The organism is Polaribacter irgensii 23-P (assembly GCF_000153225.1).
GTDB lineage: Bacteria > Bacteroidota > Bacteroidia > Flavobacteriales > Flavobacteriaceae > Polaribacter > Polaribacter irgensii.
Map to the genome: position 1 here is coordinate 2,561,090 of NZ_CH724148.1, position 19,442 is coordinate 2,580,531.

Sequence of the window (19,442 nt, forward strand, 5' to 3'; positions counted from 1 at the left end):
TAAAATTTACCGAATCTAAAAATGTAACACAAATGAACTTGTACAATAAACAACTGCACCCTTACCAATAGTGGTTGCCGAATTTCCAATTATAACGTTCGTTAAACCTGAACAATCACGAAATGCCATCACACCAATAGAAGTTACCGTATCTAGAATTGTAACACTGATTAGACTGGTACAATCAGTAAATGCCCTCTCACCAATAGAACTTACCGAATATGCTATAGAATTATAAGTAACTGCATTCGGAATATTTGCAACACCAGCAAAAGAATTATTAGTACCAACTTCTACATACCAATTTGTTTCATTCGTAACATTAACATAGGTGCTATTAAAAGTAAAATTTTAGATTTAACCTTAGGCTTGTATGCTTGAATAAAAAAAAGATAAATACCAAAAAAAAGTTTTTTCACAATTATATTATTAATTGGAAAGATAGCGTGTATCAACTTCCTAAGATTACCATTCAGCTAGTCAAAAAAACAGGCTTCACTTCTAATGATTTTAGTGCAAAATATGTTTCTTTTTGTTCTCAATTCCTTCACCCCTTTTATCTTTTATCAACACCTTGAAAAATGCTAAAAACTACAACATTCCTCAATAAAAAAAATAATTTAAAAAAACATACAAAATCAAAAAATATTCTCGTTACTTTTCTAAGAGAGCTTACTGTGCTTGGTTGAATTTTGCCGCAAATTGGTTTGCTATTGACAAATAGCTTCTTAAATCTTCAATTCTAGATGCATTTGAAGGATGTGTGCTTAATATTTCTGGTTGAGAGTTCCCTTTTGATTTTTCACTCATTCGAACCCAAACAGCTGCAGCCTCAATACCGTCATATCCTGCCATAATCATAAAAATCAATCCTAACCGGTCTGCTTCTTGCTCGTGAACTCTACTAAATTTTAAACCCCCCAAGCCAGCGCTCACGCCATATGCTGTATTCCATATTTTTTGTGCTTCGACACTTTCATTTGATGTTCCAAGCACCACCAGCAGTTGTCCAGCTTGCTGTCCATAAGAAGTCGTCATTCGTTCTTGCCCATGTTTTGCAAATGCATGTGCAACCTCGTGCCCCATCACTGCAGCAATACCGTTTTCGTTGGCACAAATTGGCATAATACCCGTATAAAAAACAACTTTACCCCCAGGCATGCACCAAGCATTCAACGTTTCATCTTCAATTAAATTAAACTCCCATTGATATGAATTTGCTTCTGACACCATTTTATTTGCGCGCATAAATCGGTCAACAGCTTTTGAAATATTTGCTCCGATCGTTTTAATTTGCTTTGTCATTGCACTGTCGTTGGATACTTTATTTTCAACTAAAAACCCTTTGTATTGCGCGAAACTTGCTGGTAATACTTGAGAGTCAGGCACTAAATTTATACGTGTTCTTCCGGTTATTGGAACTTTACTACAACTTAACAACAGATAAAAACCGACAACTAGGATCCCTATATTTTTCATTTTTATTTTTATTTACTGATTCAAATTTAAACTAAATCTCTTTAAATAGTATCCAAAGTAATACCGATATTTCGATTTAATGATAAAAAGTATTAAATTTTAGGATTCCGTTTTCTTTTTAATAAATGATGGTTATCTTTGAGTATTAATTAATTTAAATTCTTGATTTAAAATTACGCTCCAAATCTATCATACCAATGAACAAAATAGTTTCTTTTTTAATTCTCGTTTTTTTAGCAAGCTGTGCGGGCAAAGCACAAGATAGTTCTGAAGACAATAAAAACTATAAAATTACAAAAACAGCGTCACAATGGAAAAAAGAACTTACCCCTGCGCAATATTCGGTGCTACGTGAAGCGGGTACAGAAAGACCTTTTTCCAGTCCATTGGATAAAAACAAAAAAGTTGGCACCTTTGTTTGTGCCGCCTGTAAAACCCCCTTATATGCTTCTAAAGATAAATTTGATTCTGGAACGGGGTGGCCTTCTTTTGATCGCTCTATTAAAGAGAACGTTCTTTTGGATACGGATTATAAAATAGGATATGCGAGAACAGAATTAAAATGCAACACTTGTGGTAGTCACTTAGGACACTCTTTTGATGATGGTCCAAAAAATACTACAGGTAAACGCCATTGCATTAATGGAGTAGCTCTAAAGTTCATTGCAAAGAAATAATTGCAACTAAAAAAAAAGAATACATTTACATTCCCAACTTTTTTCATTTTTTACCGCAAGGTAAAAAATAGGTAACTTTTGAAACAAAAAAAGGCATAACAAAAAAAATGAAAGATTTGGGAAAGACATTATTTAATTTACTCTGACTCTTTGCTTTCACGCAAATCCATTCTCAAAAATTATCAAAAGCTACAATCACTTCTTTAGGCAGTGCAACTGCTCATATAGACATTTTAGGTAAAAACCTATAAATTCAATAAAGTATTGGACAATCGAGTAGCATTGGCACACAAAATATTAAAAGAATAACTGTCCAACAAGGGTTTTTAAATATTGTTAAGATCTTTAATATCTACAATTCCAATCACTATTGCTCTAGAAAAAGATGTTTGGCTAGCTAGGATAAAACTCTAAGTAACCATAAAATTTGAGATGATACGCAGTAGTTGAAAATAGATATACGAGCAAAAATGGAGAAAACTTAGGCATTATTAATGCTACACTCACCTCTTTTGACACAAATCTGGATAGTTTCGGTTTTCGTCTTAATATCAGTTTTATTGAAGGAACTGCTCCCAATTCTGGCTTACTAGGTGGTGCTTTATTTGGATCTAATTCAAATGAGGACATTTTTAATGAAAATTTAATCATATTCTTTACTGCTGATAAAGAAAGTTTTAAATGAACACACTTTTGAATAATCAATAATTTATATCCAAAAACACGTTTATCTTTCCTCAGGTGTTTTTACAGCTACTATTAATTTTAGCAGTTAAACTTGCAACCGTACTCCAACAATCACAACTTTTTATTTTATGGGATCCCAGAAGCAGGTCGAATCATTTTGACAAAAAAGAATACCAATTACCCATAGAAAAAACTATGCGTATTCATGAAACCAATCGGCTCTAATTCTTATATTTGTGATTCCAAAAAAAGAAACAAATTATGTTCAATAATTTAAGCGATAAATTAGATAAAGCCTTACACACCCTAAAAGGGCACGGTAAAATTACAGAAGTAAACGTAGCCGAAACTTTAAAAGAAGTTAGGAGAGCACTACTAGACGCGGATGTTAACTTTAAAATCGCTAAAGAATTTACTAAAAAAGTTCAAACTCAAGCCTTAGGACAAGATGTATTAACCACATTAAATCCAGGCCAATTAATGATTAAGTTAGTTAAAGACGAACTTACGGTGTTAATGGGGGGTGAAACTGTGGGCGTTAATCTAGCTGGTTCGCCTACTATTATCTTAATGTCTGGCCTACAAGGATCTGGAAAAACTACATTTTCTGGAAAATTAGCCAACTTTTTAAAAACTAAAAAATCAAAAGAAGTTTTGCTCGTTGGTTGTGATGTTTACAGACCGGCAGCGATTAACCAATTACAAGTTGTTGGTGCGCAAATTGGCGTAGAAGTATACGCGGAAGTTGATAATAATAATCCTGTAGAGATTTCAAAAAACGCCGTTAAATACGCAAAAGCTAACGGTAAAAATGTAGTGATTATAGATACTGCAGGTCGTTTGGCCGTGGATGAAGAAATGATGAAAGAAATTTCTGAAATTCATAAAACAATACAGCCACAAGAAACTTTATTTGTGGTAGATGCAATGACCGGGCAAGATGCCGTGAACACCGCTAAAGCCTTTAATGATATTTTGAATTTTGATGGTGTTGTACTGACAAAATTAGACGGAGATACGCGAGGTGGCGCTGCTTTATCTATTAAATCAGTTGTCAATAAACCTATTAAATTTATTGGTACTGGTGAAAAAATGGATGCACTTGATGTCTTCCACCCAGATCGAATGGCGGACCGAATTCTAGGAATGGGGGATGTTATTTCTCTTGTAGAGAGAGCACAAGATCAATACGATGAAGAAGAGGCGCGAAAATTACAAAAGAAAATCGCGAAAAATCAATTTGGTTTTGATGACTTTTTAACGCAGATTCAGCAAATTAAAAAAATGGGAAGTATGAAAGACCTTATGGGCATGATTCCTGGAGCTGGCAAAGCAATGAAAGATGTAGACATTGACGATGACGCTTTTAAAGGAATCGAGGCAATAATTCACTCGATGACTCCTTCTGAAAGAAGCACACCCACAAGCATCAATGCGAGTAGAAAAAAAAGAATTGCACAGGGATCTGGAACTTCAATTCAGGAAATAAATCAATTGATGAAGCAGTTCAATCAAATGAGTAAAATGATGAAAATGATGCAAGGCGGTGGTGGAAAAAAAATGATGCAGATGATGCAAGGAATGAAATAAATTTTCAAAGAAAAGAGCGCACTAATTCTTTTTTCACCAAACAGTCAAAAACACGCGCAATACTAAAAAAATTATGATTTTACTAGACGGAAAAAGAACAGCAGCAGACATTAAAGAAGAAATTGCTTTAGAGGTTAAACAATTAAAAGATAAGGGTGGAAAAACACCACACTTAGCGGCTGTTATAGTAGGAAGTAACGGCGCGAGTATTACCTATGTAAATGCAAAGGTAAAGGCATGTGAGCGGGTTGGTTTTGAATCCACATTGATCCGTTTACCAGAAGATATTTCAGAATGCGAACTCCTCAACGAAATTGCAATTTTAAATGTCGACCACGCTATTGACGGATTTATTGTGCAACTTCCATTACCAAGTCATATTGATAAACAAAAGGTATTAATGGCAGTCGATCCAAATAAAGATGTAGATGGATTTCATCCTACCAACGTTGGCAAAATGGCGTTAAACCTCCCTACTTTTATTTCTGCGACACCGTTTGGAATTTTAGAATTATTGGAAAGGTATAAAGTGGAAACTTCAGGAAAACATGTGGTGGTGCTCGGCAGAAGTCACATTGTTGGTAGTCCCATGAGTATCTTACTCTCGCAAAAAAGGAAGGTAGGAAATGCAACGGTGACCATGTGTCACAGTAGAACAAAAAACCTAAAAGAGCTCACGTTACAAGCAGATATTATTATAGCAGCTATTGGAATTCCTGAGTTTTTAAAAGCAGACATGGTCAAAGACAATGTTACTGTCATTGATGTTGGAATTACCCGCTTAGCAGATTCCTCTAAAAAAAGTGGCTTTAGATTGGTGGGTGATGTCGCCTTCGCAGAAGTTGCTAAAAAGGCTGAATTTATCACACCTGTTCCCGGCGGTGTTGGTCCCATGACTATTGCCATGTTATTAAAAAACACTTTACTCGCTTGCAAAAGAAAAAATTAATTCTTAGAAACAAGTAAGCTCTGAGAACTATTACCAATAAATTGAATATATTGTGCGAACTGAAATAGGAACAAACGCTTGAAAGAATCTCTGCGTGCTTTGTACTCTTTCTAATCTATATGCATATGTTCATGGATTTTTTCTTAAAAGAAAACAGTGACTTTAGTCCTTTTTCAATGCAACACTTGTGGGTTGTTATCTGCTGTGTATGCTTTGGCATTCTGCTTATTTTGTTCTCCAAGAATCAAAATAAGCGCAGACAAGATATCATTGGAAATATTTTAGCATTCTCCATTACTTTAACCGTTCTTTTGGGAACCACTTTAAACATATACAAAGAAAACTTTAATTTTAAAGAAGACCTGCCTTTGCACCTGTGTAGCTTTCTTGCACTTGTAATTCCTATTTTATCTGTCACTAAAAAGTTTGTATTCTATGAAGTCTTTTTTTTCTTAATAATTGCAGGAACATTACAATCATTAATTACACCTGACGAATATAATTATTTAAATTTCGCTTTTTTCAGATATTGGTTTGTGCACGCTGGTCTTGTGATTTTTATGCTGTTTGCCACCTTTATCTATGAAATGAGACCTGCCCTTAAAAGTGTTGGGAAGGCATTTATTGGAATGCAAATCTATATGATTCTAATGTTTATTCTTAACTACTGTCTTGGTTCTAACTACTTTTATACCAATAGAAAACCAAGTTCGGCAACTGCATTAGACTTTTTTGGAGATTGGCCACAGTATGTTATTGCTGTAGAAATTCTTGTAATCCCTTATTTCTTGCTGATTTATCTACCTTTTTACCTTTGTAAGGAAAAGAATTAATGCGCTTCTCTGTGCACCAATTCGAAAGAAAATGCAGGCGTGCATATTGAAATATAATCACAAGGCTCGTCGAAAGGATTTGAATATTGAACCCTTGTGTTTTTTTCAATCTTAATAGATTCTCCTGCTTTTAAAACTACGATCTCTCCTGCAATAATAAACTGTTTCTTTCCTTTTATAACATACGTGTATTCCTCAAACTCTGGGGTCTGAAAAGGTTCACTCCATTTTGGTGGCGCCACCATATGTGCAATACTAATTTTTGCTCCATCATCTGTAACTTTACCAAAATGCTCTTCAATTATTTTACCATCTGATGTAGGTACCACAAAAGGGGTTTTCTGAATGGTATATTTTTTCATTTTTTGTATTTATGTCTGAGATTCATAATACACTTTGCAGGTATCCAAACAATTTATTAGCTTCCTAAAACAAAAGATCAAACCCTTTTAATTGAACCAAACGATAAAAGCTTTCATCTTTGCTAAATCTGGAATTTGCTCCAATGTTACTTTCTGAGTCGTAAAGTCTTTTAAACCAAGCTCTTCTTTATCAATGGCAATTGTCGCATTTAAATCATCTATAAACAAGGTTGCTGTGAAGAATGTAGATTCAACTCTATTGATATTATTATTAGCATTCACCTCAGAAAAGCTAGAATTCTTATTGATCCCTGTTTCTGTAGCATATCTAATATCGTGTACCTCTATACTCTTAATTGTAGAAGTAGAGTCCAATTGTTCTCTTGGTATGATCGTTAAAATGTGCTTTCCTCCTTTTTCATAGATAAGATATTCGTCGTCGTCTTGAAAGTAGTTATCTCCTAATGCACCCTCACTTAAATTTTTAACAATAGAATCTTTTTCAAAAATTGTAGCCAATTCTTGAATGGTTGTTGTTGTTGTTAAATGGCCAACTCTGCCTTTTTTAATATTGAACTTGCCTCCATCTCCACAACTTGACATTAAGAGTACAGTGGCTAATATTAAAACGGAAAGCGTCTTTTTTTTGATCATTTCTAACTTTTTAATGTTGTTACAATGTGTTTATTTGAATCCTTTACTCTAGCAAATTTTGATAAAAATACTCAAACTTTAGGAGTTCAGAACTACTTTATAGATTTTGTTCAAAATAATATTCAAACGTGCGTAATTCTCAAGAATTTATTATTTTAATAAATACAACTAACCAGCAAATTTCATACAATACACTAGAGCATTCCGCTTTTCACATTTCACAAAATATTCGCTATTGCTATAAAACAAGACATCTTAAGCAGCGCCCATTTAAAAGCAATGCATGCGCAGTTTATTATTAACCTTCAAGGAAGCATACACTTCCCCCTTTTTTACACATGCGGTTCAAAAGACAGGTACGCTGTAATTTTAAGCAGCTTAATTTTATGCAATTGCGAATTTCATTTTTATTCGTGTTTTAAATAGCGATTGAAACAATCTTAACAACTCTATTTATGAATAAAAGACCCAAAAAAATTTACCTTTTAAGCAATCCAGTTTTTAAAATCTTTTACACGCTCTCTGCTTACAATAATTTCAGTTTCTACACTCGAATGCAAAATTAATTTGAACCGAGAATTGGCGTAGCATATAATATCTTTAATAGCATTCAAATGAATAATAAAAGTGCGGTTTACTCTAAAAAATTTTTCAGGATCTAGTTCTTCTTGCCAATACTCTAAAGAATTGTCTAATGTATAATTTCTGTTTGCCGAGGTCTGTATATACGTGGCTTTATTTTCGCTGTAAAAACAAGCTACTTCATCTGTGTTTATAATTTTTATGTGCTGTCCCACTTTAACGGTAAGTCTTTTCTTAAACTTTCTATCAATAGGGTTTATTAATAAATTACGAATTGTGTCTAAATCTATTTGCCCATTGACTTGTTTTTGCTGTCTTTCTTGAAAGGTAGTCACCGCAAACTTCAATTCATCTTCATCTAAGGGTTTTAATAGATAGTCGATACTATTTAATTTGAAAGCTTTCAAGGCATATTCGTCATAAGCCGTGGTAAAAATAATAGCTGATTTTACTTCAATTTCTTCAAAAATCTCAAAAGACAAACCGTCCGAAAGCTGAATGTCTAAAAATATTAAATCAGGATGCTCATTATTTTGCAACCAATTCAAAGATTCTTCTACGGAATGTAGCATTGTCTTAGCCTCTAATCCTAATGCTAACAACATTCTGCTAAGCCTTCTTGCTGCCGGTTTTTCGTCTTCTATGATAAGTACAATCATATGGGTTTAATTCTTTTTATTCATTAAATCTTAAATCTTTGTCTTTTCTCTACTTTTATGAATTACGTTTATCGTAACAACTGATGTTATACAGGACAGGTTAAAAACAAGCAACAACACAAAAAAATAATACCGATCACACTTTTCGAGGCGTCTTAACATATATTTACTACTTAAATATCATTGCATTTTATTCGCAATTCACAAAAAATTAACCTTAAAATAAGTCTACAAAAATTAATAACCCTTTTTGATTTTATACAGACCTTTCTTTGCTATTAAGCACTTTACTAATTCCACGCACAGTACCATCATTTTACTCCTTTCCATTCATAAATTCAGCTACTTTATTTTCTTCCCAATCGTCTATAACATTCATTTTAAACTTAAAAACAAAAAGGCCATGCATCACTAATGCGATCAACCACAACAGTACATTTATCCAAATATTTGCTTTTACCTTTTCTAAGGAATTTTCATTTTCAATATAACTTTCAAAAAAATCAATAAAAGTATTAGAAAACAATAAAACAAAAAGCATTATTATTATAAATATTTGAAGATGATTGAAAAAACCTCGCATTCTTCTCACTATTTTTCTTGCTTGTTTGAGCTCCCTATTTTTACTTTTAACCTCCATAAAGGTTCTCTTTAATCGTTCATGTATTTACGTATTTTACGCGCTTCCCAGTCTTTTTCAAAAAGAAAAATAAATCCAAAAACACTCCATGTGTGAAATACCAAACCGATTCCCCAAATGATCCAAACTGCATACATACCAAAATCAGAAAATATATCAATAAATGATTTGTTTTCAGTAATTCCATCCACGAATTGAGCGCCACTTAAAAATAGATTTACCAAGATATATATTGCTAAATGCCAATAATATTCCTTTACATCTTCTACTCTTTTTTTTTGCTCGAATGTATTTTTGTTCCTGCAAATGATTGTCCAGTTTCATGCTTACCGTTTTGTACTATTCATGTATTTCTCTATCTGCTTTTTCTCCCAATTTTTACCAAAGAAGACATTAGAACCAAAAACTCCCAGCCAATGGAAAAACAATCCTATTCCCCAAAACAACCAAGTAGAGTAGACTCCAAAATGACTCATTGCTTGAACAAAATTATATTCATTATCGCTATTATTTGTCAATCCAAAAATAATAATTCCAGAAAGAAAAACATTTACTGCAGCATACACCGCAAAGTGTATATAAAATCCTTTTATTTTATCCACTTGCTTTTTTGCTTGGATGTACTTTTGATTTTCTCTGAATTCTCTTTCCATTTTATTTCTAATTTTTATTTGCGTTCATTATTTCTTTAATTTTTCTGTCTTCCCAATTTTTACCGATAGACAAATAATTAAAACTAAAAATGTTTAACCAATGAATAAATAGTCCGATTCCCCAACCAATTGGAGAAAACCAAAACCAATGAAAATGAGGTTCAAATTTAAGATTTATAAAAATAAGTATTGAGACCACAAAGCAATATACCGTTAAGTGTTTGTAAAATCCCTTTATTCTTTCCATGCGTTTTTTTGCCTGAATATACCTTTGCTCTTCTGTCAATACTATTTCCATTTTATTTTTGTTTATTTTCCTCTTTCATCAGCTCCTTTATCTTTCTATCTTCCCAATTTTTTCCTAAAAAAATATTGTAATTATTTACTGATAAGAAGTGAAAAGCGACCCCCATTCCCCATCCAAATATTACAAACCAAAACCAATAAAATCCTGGAGAGAATCTTAAATTTATGAAAATTAAAAACGGAATTACAATACAATAAGACGCTAAGTTTTGATAAAACTCTTTTAATTTCTCTACTCTTTCTAATGCTTTTATGTAGTTACTATTTTCTAAATCCTCTGAATACATCGCATTACTCATTTTATGCAAAAGTGGCAAACACACTTTAAAAGTTTTATTATTATTTTCTATTTTAACCTCTTTCTCTGTTATTAACCCATATCTATCTGCTATATTTTGCAAACCAACTTTAGTGCTTTTTCCGATAGCCTCTTTAAAATTGACGTTATTTTCTATAATTAAATAATGATGTTCTTCATAAATACTAATCGTTAAAGGTCTGTATGAAGAAACTACATTGTGTTTTACTGCATTTTCAAGCAAAAGCTGCAGGGAAAGTGGCACGATTTTTAATTCCATATCGCTTATAATATCTGGAATATTAAACTTTACAGCATCTTCAAACCGCATTTCTAATAATTGCATGTACACTTTTGCAAAATTCAATTCTTCTGCAATAGGCACTAAGTCTTTATTTCTTTGCTCTAATACATAGCGATATACTTTAGATAGTTTTGTCGTAAACTTTTCTGCCTGATGGGGATTTTCTCCAATTAAACTAGTTAATACATTTAAACTATTGAATAAAAAATGTGGATCTAATTGATTTTTTAAAGATTCAAATCTAGCTGTTTCTGTTTTTGCCACAATCTCTTGTTTGGTAGATTCTTGTTTTACAGAATTTTTCCACTGCAACATAAAACTCCTTGCATGTAAAAAAGCAGAAACTCCAAAAGAAAGAATAACATAAAATACGTGCACCCATATATAGTTTCCACGTAAAAATCGATCTGGATTCGTCCCTGAAATTAGGACAAAATTTATGTAATTTATAAATAAAACAGCAGGCACTGTATACATAACAGTTCCTATTATACCCACCCATATTCTTTTATTTGTATGTGTAATCCAGTCCCATCTTTTACTTAAATAATCATTGAGAAGTGCTTGTGCAAAACCTAATCCAAAAGAATACATAGCGGAGATAAGGATCGTATTACCAATTCTTACCAATGTAAATTTCTGGTTGATTAAAATAAAAAACAAAGCAACGATGAAGGTAATCTTAAGACTAATTATAACGCCATTCAAAAAGGTTTTTTCTGGTATGTCCTTCTGTAAATTCATGTGTATTCTTTTTCTTTTTTACAATTTAATTTTTAAAGATACATTTTTGTCAACAACCACAAAATTTGCATTCCTGTAATTTAATCGTGCGAAAAACTTATTTTTAGGTGCGCTTAAGAAAACACTCGCAAGTATATTCTTTTCACCAACAATAGTTTTACCAAGGTTTTTTTGTTCACTGCAACCCGCACCGTTATAAGCAACAGCTTTTATGTCTTTAAAAGAGACCATACATTCTCTTCCAGTTCTTTGAGCTTCTATTATATGCAAACTTGCAGGGCTGTCATAATTTGGCAAAGAAATTCTAAATTCTACTTCCCCTAAATCGGAAACTATCCGCTCCATGGCTGCAGTAATTGAAAAATTTTGATTTGTCACTGAATTTAAGAGACCTAAGGTTACTACTGTCAAAAATACTAGTAAAATTTTCATATACTTTTTCAGTTGTACTGTTACCTTGTAAAGATGCATTGAAGCTTTTGAGTTTAAAAATAAAAAATACTGGACTGGCGTTTTCTAGAGATGAATCGTTTTCAAAATCAATAATAATCGCTTTTAAAAAACCTGCGAAAATTTATCAAAAAAAGAATACAAAGCCTTTATTTTCATTAATTTATAACTTAAAGTACCATTTTATTGAAATTTGATAAAACTAAAAAAAAAGCAGCACACTTTTAGTGCTACTTTTTAAAAAAGATATATTTTAGCCACATGTTTACCTCAAGAATAAATATTTTGAACACAATTAATAAGCCCAGTTTGCGCTTGCGCAATCGCCGTAGCTAACAATTCGATTAGCAACCATTCAAGCCTATTATTGTATTCAATTCTTTATTTTTTCAACATGATACTTTCAAACAAATCATACTTCCATCGTCAAACTACTTCACAAAATAGCTTAAACGGCCTCCGTTTTAATATGCGCCCTTTGAGGTCTTAGCTATAACAGAATTCAGGTGTGTCCAATTCTACCTTCAAAAAAACCAAACAATAATTAGTATTATCAAAAAATTCAATGCAATGGAAATTGTAATTGCAAATAAATCACACAATGTTTATGCAGATATTATCTGTAAAACAATAGAAGAGGCTGCACAAATTCGAGGAACCGGAATTGCAAAACGGAAACCCGAATATATTTTAACCAAGCTAGAAAACGGAAATGCAGTCATTGCACTAGACGGAGATGAATTCGCTGGATTCTGTTATATAGAGGCTTGGGGACATGGAAAATTTGTTGCCAATTCAGGATTGATTGTACGCCCTGATTACAGAAACATCGGACTTGCAAAAAAAATCAAAGAAGTCATCTTTAAGCACTCGAGAACAAAGTTTCCCGATGCTAAAATTTTCAGTATCACAACCGGTTTAGCAGTTATGAAATTGAATAGTAATTTAGGATACAAACCCGTTACATTCTCTGAACTTACAAATGACCCAAGTTTTTGGGATGGCTGTCAAACATGCAAAAACTATGATATTTTAACCAGGACGGAAAGAAAAATGTGCATGTGTACGGGAATGCTATTTGATCCAAAAAACAATAACAAGTCCGCTTCTAAAGAAGTCAAAGAAAGCGTCTTTCGGAAACTAAAAAACATCAAAGAAAACTTATTTCTTAAAAAGAGTAAAATATGAAAAAATTAGTAATTGCATACAGCGGAGGTTTAGATACCTCTTACTGTGCCGTAAGTTTATCAAAAGAATATGAAGTCCATGCAGTAAGTGTAAACACTGGTGGTTTTTCTGAGGATGAGATCAAACATATTGAAAGTAACGCTTACAAAATGGGCGTTACTAATTATAAGAATATTGACGCCGTAGCTACCTTCTATCAAAAAGTGGTGAAGTATTTAATTTTTGGAAATGTATTAAAAAACAATAGCTATCCGCTTTCTGTCAGTGCTGAAAGAATCATACAAGCTATCGAAATTGTAGAATATGCCAAAAGTATTGGGGCAGCATATATTGCACATGGCAGCACAGGTGCAGGAAATGATCAGGTACGATTTGATATGATTTTTCAAACCTTAGCTCCAAACATTACAATTATTACTCCTATTAGAGACCAGCAATTAACCAGAAAAGAGGAAATTGACTATTTAAAATCGGAAGGTATTAATATGTCTTGGGAAAAATCCAAATATTCGGTAAATAAAGGACTTTGGGGAACAAGTGTTGGCGGGGTGGAAACTTTAAAATCAGAAAAACCTTTGCCAAACGAGGCCTACCCTTCTCAATTAAAAAAAGAGGGAGAAGAAAAAGTAACACTTACTTTTAAAAATGGAGAATTTGTTGCTTTCAACGGCATAGAAAATTTGCCTGAACTTAATATTGAAAAATTAAATGAGATTGCTGCAGGCTATGCAATTGGAAGAGACATCCATGTTGGCGACACTATTGTTGGAACAAAGGGGAGAGTTGGTTTTGAGGCTGCTGCAGCACTAATCACTATAAAAGCACACCATTTACTAGAGAAACATACTTTGACAAAATGGCAATTGCAACACAAAGAATATTTATCAAGTTTCTATGGAATGCATTTACACGAGGGCCAGTATTTAGACCCTGTAATGAGAGACACAGAGGTGTTCCTGCAAAGCTCACAAAAGATGGTCTCCGGAAATGTTGTGGTGCGCTTAAAGCCATATCACTTTTCTTTGGATGGAATTATTTCTGAACATGACTTAATGTCTAGCAGTTTTAGCACCTATGGAGAGGAAAACAGAGCATGGACCGCAACCGATGCCAAAGGTTTTATAAAAATCCTAGGAAATCAGAACAAAATATATCAACAAGTAAACTCAAAAATATGATCACAGTAGGCATTATTGGCGGCGCTGGATATACCGCAGGAGAATTGATACGGTTGTTGCTACATCATCCAGAAACAAGCATAAATTTTGTATACAGCACCTCGAATGCTGGTAATAAAATATACCAAATACATCAAGATTTAATTGGTAGCACTGAAATGAATTTTACTCAAGAAATTAATGCAGATGTCGATGTCCTCTTTTTATGCTTAGGTCACGGAAATTCAACCGCTTTTCTTCAGAAGCATTCCTTTTCTGACAGTACAAAAATTATTGATTTAAGCAATGATTTTAGATTGGCTACCGATAAAAATTTCGGAGAGAAAGCGTTTGTATATGGTTTGCCTGAATTGCAAAAAGAAAAGATAAAAGAAGCCAATTACATTGCAAACCCTGGTTGTTTTGCAACGGCCTTACAGTTGGCAATTTTACCTTTAGCTGCAAACGGACTTTTGCATAGTGACGTGCATATAAATGCGGTGACTGGAGCAACTGGAGCCGGAACCTCCTTCTCTACTACTACACATTTTACATGGAGAGATAATAACTATACACACTACAAAGCTTTTGACCATCAACATTTAGGTGAAATACATCAAACAGTGCAGCAGTTGCAACCTAATTTTAATGCAGAAATAAACTTTTTGCCAAACAGAGGAAATTTTTCTCGAGGCATCTTTGCTACGAGCTACACAAAGTTTGAGGATAGTCTTGAAGCAGCGATCAAGATATACCAAGAATACTACAAAGACGCTGCTTTTACCTTTGTTTCAACAAATGATATACATATGAAACAGGTAGTAAACACTAATAAATGCATACTCCACTTGGCGAAACACGGCAATAAATTACTAATTACAAGTACCCTCGATAATCTTTTAAAAGGAGCTTCTGGACAGGCACTTCAAAATATGAATTTAATGTACGGACTTGAGGAGTGTTTAGGATTAAATTTAAAAGCCAATTATTTTTAAAACCAACAACTCATATGAAAATAGCAATTATTGGAGCGGGAAGTTTAGGACAATCTATCGCGAAAGGACTATTAAAAAATGAAGTGGTTCAGACTTTGTATTTGACAAAAAGAAATACAAACACACTTCAAAGTTTTACCAATTTCAAAGAAGTTATTTTGACTTCAAATAATCAAGAAGCCGTTAAAAATGCTGATATTTTAATTTTTGCTGTGCAGCCAAAACACTTAGAGCATATCTTAACCAACATACAACCACTGCTATTTGATAGGCATATTTTAATCTCTGTAATTACCGGTTTTTCTATTGCTAAAATAGAAGCTATTGTTGGACCTAATATCACTATTATTCGAGCAATGCCAAATACTGCGTCGGCCGTTGGACAATCGATGACCTGCATCTCTGCAAATACAAGTGGAAAAGAAAAGGTTACATTGGCAAAAACTATATTTAATAGTTTGGGAAACACCTTAGAAATTCCTGAAGAACAATTACAAGCAGCCACCGTTATTTGTGCGAGTGGAATTGCTTTTTGGATGCGTTTGATTAGAGCAACCACACAAGGAGCGATTCAATTGGGCTTTGAAGCACACGAAGCGCACGAATTAGCTATGCAAACTTGTTTTGGTGCTGCCAGTCTTTTAAAAGAATCTGGAAACCATCCTGAAGTAGAAATAGACCGTGTTACCACACCTGGAGGTTGCACAATTGAAGGTCTGAATGAAATGGAACACCAAGGTTTAAGTTCCTCACTAATCAAGGGAATTAAAAAATCTTTTGATAAAATTAACCAAATAAAAAACTAAACCATGTCTGTATTTAACGTTTATCCCCTGTACGAAGTCACCCCTGTTTCCGCAAAAGGAATCTATGTGTATGACAAAAATAACACCGAATATTTAGATTTGTATGGAGGTCATGCCGTAATTTCTATCGGACACTCACACCCCAAATACGTGGAAGCAATTACCAATCAAGTTGCAAAATTAGGATTCTATTCTAATGCAGTTCAAAATCCCTTACAGGAGGAGTTGGCTGCTAAAATTGAGTCCCTTTCTGGCTGTAAAGACTATGCGCTCTTTTTGTGCAATTCTGGCGCCGAAGCAAATGAAAATGCATTAAAACTTGCCTCTTTCAAAACGAATAAATCGAGAGTAATCGCATTCAAAAACGGATTTCATGGCAGAACTTCTGCTGCAGTAGCAGTGACTGATAATGCGGCCATAATTGCTCCTATCAACGCACAACAAGAAGTAACTATTTTAGAATTAAATGACATTAAAAGTGTACAACGAGAACTTGAAAAAGGAGATGTCTGTGCTGTCATTGTAGAGTTTATTCAAGGTGTCGGCGGATTGGACCAAGCAAATGCTGCCTTTTTTGAACAATTGGATCTTCTTTGCAAAGCCAACAACACCTTGTTTATTGCAGATGAAGTACAATCTGGTTACGGACGGTCAGGAAAATTCTTTGCCTTTCAATATTACAAACTCACTCCAGACATTATCTCAATTGCAAAAGGAATGGGAAATGGATTTCCAATTGGTGGAATATTAATCCATCCCTCAATTGAGGCGAAGTTCGGAATGCTAGGAACTACTTTTGGTGGAAACCACCTCGCTTGTGTTGCAGGGTTGTCCGTGTTAACTGTAATCGAAGACGACCATCTTATAGAAAATGTGAATGAGATGTCTGCATACTTTATCAAAATTGCAAACACAATCCCACAAATAAAAAAGACAAAAGGCCGAGGACTGATGCTTGGTTTGGAATTTGACTTTGAAGTTGCCAACTTAAGAAAAAAATTAATTTACGAGCACCATATTTTTACAGGAGGTGCTTCGAATAAAAAAGTCCTGCGAATTTTACCACCATTAAATATTGACAAAGAACACATCCATCAGTTTTTTGACGCATTGGTTGCTGCCCTTGACAACTAAACAGTTACAATCAACAACTCATTAGAGAAAAAATCATGAATACCTTGTTATCCATATCAACTAGAAATAATGTTTTGCGAAGCATGGCGGATCCTCTTAACAAAGAAAGAGCTGCCATTATTAAAAGTAACAAAGAGGATATGGCGCGCTATACGGGAGCAGACATTTCGATGTTGGAGCGTCTCAAAGTAGCTCATTATAAAGTAGACGAGATGATCTTCGCTGCAAAACATTTAGCTGCTCAAGAGGATCTTATTTGCGTGGAATGTTTTAGTTTTAAGCATGACAATGGTCTTCAAGTAGACAAGAAAACCGCTTCTTTTGGAAGCGTTTTAATCATTTACGAATCGCGATCTGATATAACGCAAGAAGCCGCAGGAATTGCTTTTAAATCTAGAAATAAAATCCTTTTAAAAGGAGGAAAAGAATCTTTAAAATCAAATCTTAAAATTGTTGACTTGTGGCATACCGCTTTAAAACAAAACGATGCTGCCTTAAATTGGGTAACTTATTTACCCTGTATCTTCACGGAAATGGTCAAATGCGATAATATGCAGGAAAAGAAACGCATTTTAATAAAGATAGGTTCTCATACATTGACAAAGGAAACCGATAATATCTCTCGAGGAAAAATTGAAGATATGGCCAATCAAATCGCAAAACTCAAAGATACCTGTGAATTTATTATTGTAAGTTCCGGCGCGATCGCAGTGGCAAAACAATTTGTAAAATTAGAAAGTAAGCAATCAAGAGTTTTTGTGAGGCCAGCCTTAGCCTCTATTGGACAACCACACTTGATCCGAATTTATCAAGAAATATTTAGAGAATATGGCCTGTTAAGTACGCAGTGTTTGCTCTCCTATTCAGATTTTGAAAAACTCCAAAGTAAAACAAATATTGTAAATACCATTAATGTATTGGTGCACGACAAATACATTCCAATTATCAATAAAAATGAGACGGTTGCTACCGATGAGATTCAATTTGGAGATAATGAAAAACTAGCTGCATTCACCGCTGTTTTATTAGAGGTAGATCTCTTAATAATAGCCACCAATACCTATGGAATTTACACCAAAGAATCCCTGCAAAATAAACATCCTAAAACTATTTTTGGAGTGATTAATTTGGACACTTTGAAAAATGAGGTTGTAAATTCTAAATCTTCTCATGGAAGTGGTGGAATGCACTCTAAAATTGAAGCGGCTACTTTAAGCCAAAAGGCACAGATAGAAACACGGATTGTAAACGGATTGGAAGATAATTTTATTACGAATGCCTTTGGAAACAAAGTTTCGTTTACAAAAATAAAATAGATAACAATGAAAAAGTATACTTCTATAAACGACATTGACAATTTGACCTCATGGATTGAAGAAGCTAAAGAGCTCAAAGAAAATCCTTTAAAACATTGTGCCTTAGGTACAAAAAAAACTTTGGGACTGTTATTTTTTAACACCAGTTTGCGCACGCGCTTAAGCACGCAAAAAGCAGCTTTAAACTTGGGAATGGATCCTATTGTTATGAATGTTTCTGGTGATGCCTGGGGAATTGAATTTGAAGATGGTTCAATAATGAATGGAAGCACAGCAGAGCATATTAAGGAAGCTGCAGCCGTGGTTTCTCAGTATTGCGATATGATCGCCGTAAGAGCTTTTCCGTCTTTAAAAGACAAAGAGCAAGACGAAGCAGAGCACGTTTTAAAAGCTTTCATGAAATATGCTTCAGTACCCGTAATAAGTATGGAAAGCGCGACAGAGCACCCTTTACAAGGCTTCACAGATGCCATTACTATTTCTGAAAATACAAAGAAAAAAAGACCAAAAGTTGTATTAAGTTGGGCACCACATGTGAACGCATTGCCCCATGCCGTTGCCAATAGTTTTGTACAAGCCATGCAGAAGATGGATGTTGAATTTATAATTACCAATCCTAAGGGATACAATTTAAATAGTGCGATTACAAAAGAGACAACCATTGAACACGATCAAATAGTTGCTTTAAAAAATGCAGATTTTGTTTATGCCAAAAACTGGAGTTCTTATGAGGATTATGGAAAAATATTAAATACAGATACTGCTTGGATGCTCACGAAAGAAAAATTAGGAAATGCTAAATTCATGCACTGCCTTCCTGTAAGAAGAAATTTAGTGGCAGAGGATGCTGTATTAGATAGCAACGCTTCGCTGGTTATCGAACAAGCCAATAATAGAACGTACGCTGCTCAATTGGTTTTAAAAAAGATTTTAGAGAATTTATAGGGTAGCGCTAGAGGAGAAATACTTTTCATATTCC

22 protein-coding genes are annotated in these 19,442 nt (G+C 33.8%); 11 read left to right on the forward strand and 11 right to left on the reverse strand.

The window, feature by feature from the left end; all coding sequences use genetic code 11:
• Positions 1-15 precede the first annotated feature (15 nt).
• Both PI23P_RS12920 and PI23P_RS11400 read right to left on the reverse strand, forming a co-directional pair.
• Entirely contained in the window at positions 16-255 is a 240-nt protein-coding gene (locus tag PI23P_RS12920) for a leucine-rich repeat protein (protein WP_081439193.1), read from the reverse strand.
• 417 nt (positions 256-672) lie between these two features.
• Positions 673-1,479: a M48 family metallopeptidase gene (locus PI23P_RS11400; RefSeq protein ID WP_004571017.1), complete on the reverse strand. Its 807-nt coding sequence runs from the start codon at positions 1,477-1,479 to the stop codon at positions 673-675.
• A 197-nt stretch (positions 1,480-1,676) separates the two neighbouring features.
• Between PI23P_RS11400 and msrB the strand changes: the two genes are divergently transcribed.
• From msrB to PI23P_RS11425, 4 genes are all read left to right on the forward strand, one after another.
• Positions 1,677-2,156 (forward strand): peptide-methionine (R)-S-oxide reductase MsrB, encoded by a 480-nt coding sequence (gene msrB / locus PI23P_RS11405; protein WP_004571018.1) that lies wholly within the window; start codon positions 1,677-1,679, stop codon positions 2,154-2,156.
• A gap of 948 nt (positions 2,157-3,104) precedes the next feature.
• Entirely contained in the window at positions 3,105-4,433 is a 1,329-nt protein-coding gene (ffh, locus tag PI23P_RS11415; protein ID WP_004571020.1) for a signal recognition particle protein, read from the forward strand.
• Between the two features lie 73 nt (positions 4,434-4,506).
• On the forward strand, positions 4,507-5,382 hold the full coding sequence (locus PI23P_RS11420) for a bifunctional 5,10-methylenetetrahydrofolate dehydrogenase/5,10-methenyltetrahydrofolate cyclohydrolase (protein WP_004571021.1): 876 nt from the start codon (positions 4,507-4,509) through the stop codon (positions 5,380-5,382).
• A gap of 131 nt (positions 5,383-5,513) precedes the next feature.
• Positions 5,514-6,215: a YwaF family protein gene (locus PI23P_RS11425; protein ID WP_004571022.1), complete on the forward strand. Its 702-nt coding sequence runs from the start codon at positions 5,514-5,516 to the stop codon at positions 6,213-6,215.
• On the opposite strand, the gene PI23P_RS11430 is transcribed toward PI23P_RS11425, so the two are convergent.
• From PI23P_RS11430 to PI23P_RS11470, 9 genes are all read right to left on the reverse strand, one after another.
• On the reverse strand, positions 6,212-6,577 hold the full coding sequence (locus PI23P_RS11430) for a cupin domain-containing protein (protein WP_004571023.1): 366 nt from the start codon (positions 6,575-6,577) through the stop codon (positions 6,212-6,214). The two genes, PI23P_RS11425 and PI23P_RS11430, sit on opposite strands and share 4 nt — an antisense overlap.
• An 87-nt stretch (positions 6,578-6,664) precedes the next feature.
• The gene (locus tag PI23P_RS11435; RefSeq protein ID WP_004571024.1) at positions 6,665-7,231 is read right to left on the reverse strand and encodes a hypothetical protein; all 567 of its coding nucleotides are present in this window, start codon (positions 7,229-7,231) and stop codon (positions 6,665-6,667) included.
• 485 nt (positions 7,232-7,716) lie between these two features.
• A complete protein-coding gene (locus tag PI23P_RS11440; protein ID WP_004571025.1) occupies positions 7,717-8,472 on the reverse strand; it encodes a LytR/AlgR family response regulator transcription factor in 756 nt (251 codons plus the stop codon).
• A gap of 316 nt (positions 8,473-8,788) precedes the next feature.
• The gene (locus PI23P_RS11445) at positions 8,789-9,112 is read right to left on the reverse strand and encodes a 2TM domain-containing protein (protein WP_081439194.1); all 324 of its coding nucleotides are present in this window, start codon (positions 9,110-9,112) and stop codon (positions 8,789-8,791) included.
• 11 nt (positions 9,113-9,123) lie between these two features.
• Positions 9,124-9,423, reverse strand: a complete 300-nt coding sequence (locus PI23P_RS12460; RefSeq protein WP_155811772.1) for a 2TM domain-containing protein — start codon at positions 9,421-9,423, stop codon at positions 9,124-9,126.
• A 15-nt stretch (positions 9,424-9,438) separates the two neighbouring features.
• Positions 9,439-9,765: a 2TM domain-containing protein gene (locus PI23P_RS11455; RefSeq protein ID WP_004571028.1), complete on the reverse strand. Its 327-nt coding sequence runs from the start codon at positions 9,763-9,765 to the stop codon at positions 9,439-9,441.
• Between the two features lie 7 nt (positions 9,766-9,772).
• The gene (locus PI23P_RS11460) at positions 9,773-10,063 is read right to left on the reverse strand and encodes a 2TM domain-containing protein (protein WP_004571030.1); all 291 of its coding nucleotides are present in this window, start codon (positions 10,061-10,063) and stop codon (positions 9,773-9,775) included.
• Position 10,064: 1 nt separating this feature from the next.
• The gene (locus PI23P_RS11465) at positions 10,065-11,417 is read right to left on the reverse strand and encodes a 2TM domain-containing protein (RefSeq protein WP_004571032.1); all 1,353 of its coding nucleotides are present in this window, start codon (positions 11,415-11,417) and stop codon (positions 10,065-10,067) included.
• 18 nt (positions 11,418-11,435) lie between these two features.
• On the reverse strand, positions 11,436-11,849 hold the full coding sequence (locus PI23P_RS11470; RefSeq protein ID WP_238300026.1) for a hypothetical protein: 414 nt from the start codon (positions 11,847-11,849) through the stop codon (positions 11,436-11,438).
• Positions 11,850-12,437: 588 nt separating this feature from the next.
• Here PI23P_RS11470 and PI23P_RS11475 point away from each other — a divergent pair.
• The 7 genes from PI23P_RS11475 to PI23P_RS11505 all read left to right on the forward strand — a co-directional run bounded on the left by PI23P_RS11475 (position 12,438) and on the right by PI23P_RS11505 (position 19,408).
• Entirely contained in the window at positions 12,438-13,055 is a 618-nt protein-coding gene (locus tag PI23P_RS11475; RefSeq protein WP_004571035.1) for a GNAT family N-acetyltransferase, read from the forward strand.
• Positions 13,052-14,233 carry an argininosuccinate synthase gene (locus PI23P_RS11480; RefSeq protein WP_004571036.1) on the forward strand — a complete coding sequence of 394 codons (1,182 nt, stop codon included), beginning with the start codon at positions 13,052-13,054 and terminating at the stop codon, positions 14,231-14,233. Before PI23P_RS11475 ends, PI23P_RS11480 begins: the two co-directional genes overlap by 4 nt.
• The gene (gene argC, locus PI23P_RS11485) at positions 14,230-15,207 is read left to right on the forward strand and encodes an N-acetyl-gamma-glutamyl-phosphate reductase (RefSeq protein WP_004571037.1); all 978 of its coding nucleotides are present in this window, start codon (positions 14,230-14,232) and stop codon (positions 15,205-15,207) included. The genes PI23P_RS11480 and argC overlap by 4 nt, the downstream gene beginning before the upstream one ends.
• 14 nt (positions 15,208-15,221) lie before the next feature.
• Positions 15,222-16,013 carry a pyrroline-5-carboxylate reductase gene (gene proC, locus PI23P_RS11490; protein ID WP_004571038.1) on the forward strand — a complete coding sequence of 264 codons (792 nt, stop codon included), beginning with the start codon at positions 15,222-15,224 and terminating at the stop codon, positions 16,011-16,013.
• 3 nt (positions 16,014-16,016) lie between these two features.
• Positions 16,017-17,147 carry an aspartate aminotransferase family protein gene (locus PI23P_RS11495; protein WP_004571039.1) on the forward strand — a complete coding sequence of 377 codons (1,131 nt, stop codon included), beginning with the start codon at positions 16,017-16,019 and terminating at the stop codon, positions 17,145-17,147.
• A 551-nt stretch (positions 17,148-17,698) separates the two neighbouring features.
• Complete coding sequence (gene proB / locus PI23P_RS12695; RefSeq protein WP_026288488.1) at positions 17,699-18,463, forward strand: glutamate 5-kinase; 765 nt, start codon at positions 17,699-17,701, stop codon at positions 18,461-18,463.
• Between the two features lie 6 nt (positions 18,464-18,469).
• Positions 18,470-19,408 carry a Rossmann-fold NAD(P)-binding domain-containing protein gene (locus PI23P_RS11505; protein WP_004571041.1) on the forward strand — a complete coding sequence of 313 codons (939 nt, stop codon included), beginning with the start codon at positions 18,470-18,472 and terminating at the stop codon, positions 19,406-19,408.
• Positions 19,409-19,442 lie beyond the last annotated feature (34 nt).

Excerpts from the sequence above, each read along its gene's own strand:
- PI23P_RS11400 (WP_004571017.1), bottom strand. The coding sequence starts at position 1,479 with ATGAAAAATATAGGGATCCTAGTTGTCGGTTTTTATCTGTTGTTAAGT.
- msrB (WP_004571018.1), top strand. The coding sequence starts at position 1,677 with ATGAACAAAATAGTTTCTTTTTTAATTCTCGTTTTTTTAGCAAGCTGT.
- ffh (WP_004571020.1), top strand. The coding sequence starts at position 3,105 with ATGTTCAATAATTTAAGCGATAAATTAGATAAAGCCTTACACACCCTA.
- PI23P_RS11420 (WP_004571021.1), top strand. The coding sequence starts at position 4,507 with ATGATTTTACTAGACGGAAAAAGAACAGCAGCAGACATTAAAGAAGAA.
- PI23P_RS11425 (WP_004571022.1), top strand. The coding sequence starts at position 5,514 with ATGGATTTTTTCTTAAAAGAAAACAGTGACTTTAGTCCTTTTTCAATG.
- PI23P_RS11430 (WP_004571023.1), bottom strand. The coding sequence starts at position 6,577 with ATGAAAAAATATACCATTCAGAAAACCCCTTTTGTGGTACCTACATCA.
- PI23P_RS11435 (WP_004571024.1), bottom strand. The coding sequence starts at position 7,231 with ATGATCAAAAAAAAGACGCTTTCCGTTTTAATATTAGCCACTGTACTC.
- PI23P_RS11440 (WP_004571025.1), bottom strand. The coding sequence starts at position 8,472 with ATGATTGTACTTATCATAGAAGACGAAAAACCGGCAGCAAGAAGGCTT.
- PI23P_RS11445 (WP_081439194.1), bottom strand. The coding sequence starts at position 9,112 with ATGGAGGTTAAAAGTAAAAATAGGGAGCTCAAACAAGCAAGAAAAATA.
- PI23P_RS11455 (WP_004571028.1), bottom strand. The coding sequence starts at position 9,765 with ATGGAAAGAGAATTCAGAGAAAATCAAAAGTACATCCAAGCAAAAAAG.
- PI23P_RS11460 (WP_004571030.1), bottom strand. The coding sequence starts at position 10,063 with ATGGAAATAGTATTGACAGAAGAGCAAAGGTATATTCAGGCAAAAAAA.
- PI23P_RS11465 (WP_004571032.1), bottom strand. The coding sequence starts at position 11,417 with ATGAATTTACAGAAGGACATACCAGAAAAAACCTTTTTGAATGGCGTT.
- PI23P_RS11470 (WP_238300026.1), bottom strand. The coding sequence starts at position 11,849 with ATGAAAATTTTACTAGTATTTTTGACAGTAGTAACCTTAGGTCTCTTA.
- PI23P_RS11475 (WP_004571035.1), top strand. The coding sequence starts at position 12,438 with ATGGAAATTGTAATTGCAAATAAATCACACAATGTTTATGCAGATATT.
- PI23P_RS11480 (WP_004571036.1), top strand. The coding sequence starts at position 13,052 with ATGAAAAAATTAGTAATTGCATACAGCGGAGGTTTAGATACCTCTTAC.
- argC (WP_004571037.1), top strand. The coding sequence starts at position 14,230 with ATGATCACAGTAGGCATTATTGGCGGCGCTGGATATACCGCAGGAGAA.
- proC (WP_004571038.1), top strand. The coding sequence starts at position 15,222 with ATGAAAATAGCAATTATTGGAGCGGGAAGTTTAGGACAATCTATCGCG.
- PI23P_RS11495 (WP_004571039.1), top strand. The coding sequence starts at position 16,017 with ATGTCTGTATTTAACGTTTATCCCCTGTACGAAGTCACCCCTGTTTCC.
- proB (WP_026288488.1), top strand. The coding sequence starts at position 17,699 with ATGCAGGAAAAGAAACGCATTTTAATAAAGATAGGTTCTCATACATTG.
- PI23P_RS11505 (WP_004571041.1), top strand. The coding sequence starts at position 18,470 with ATGAAAAAGTATACTTCTATAAACGACATTGACAATTTGACCTCATGG.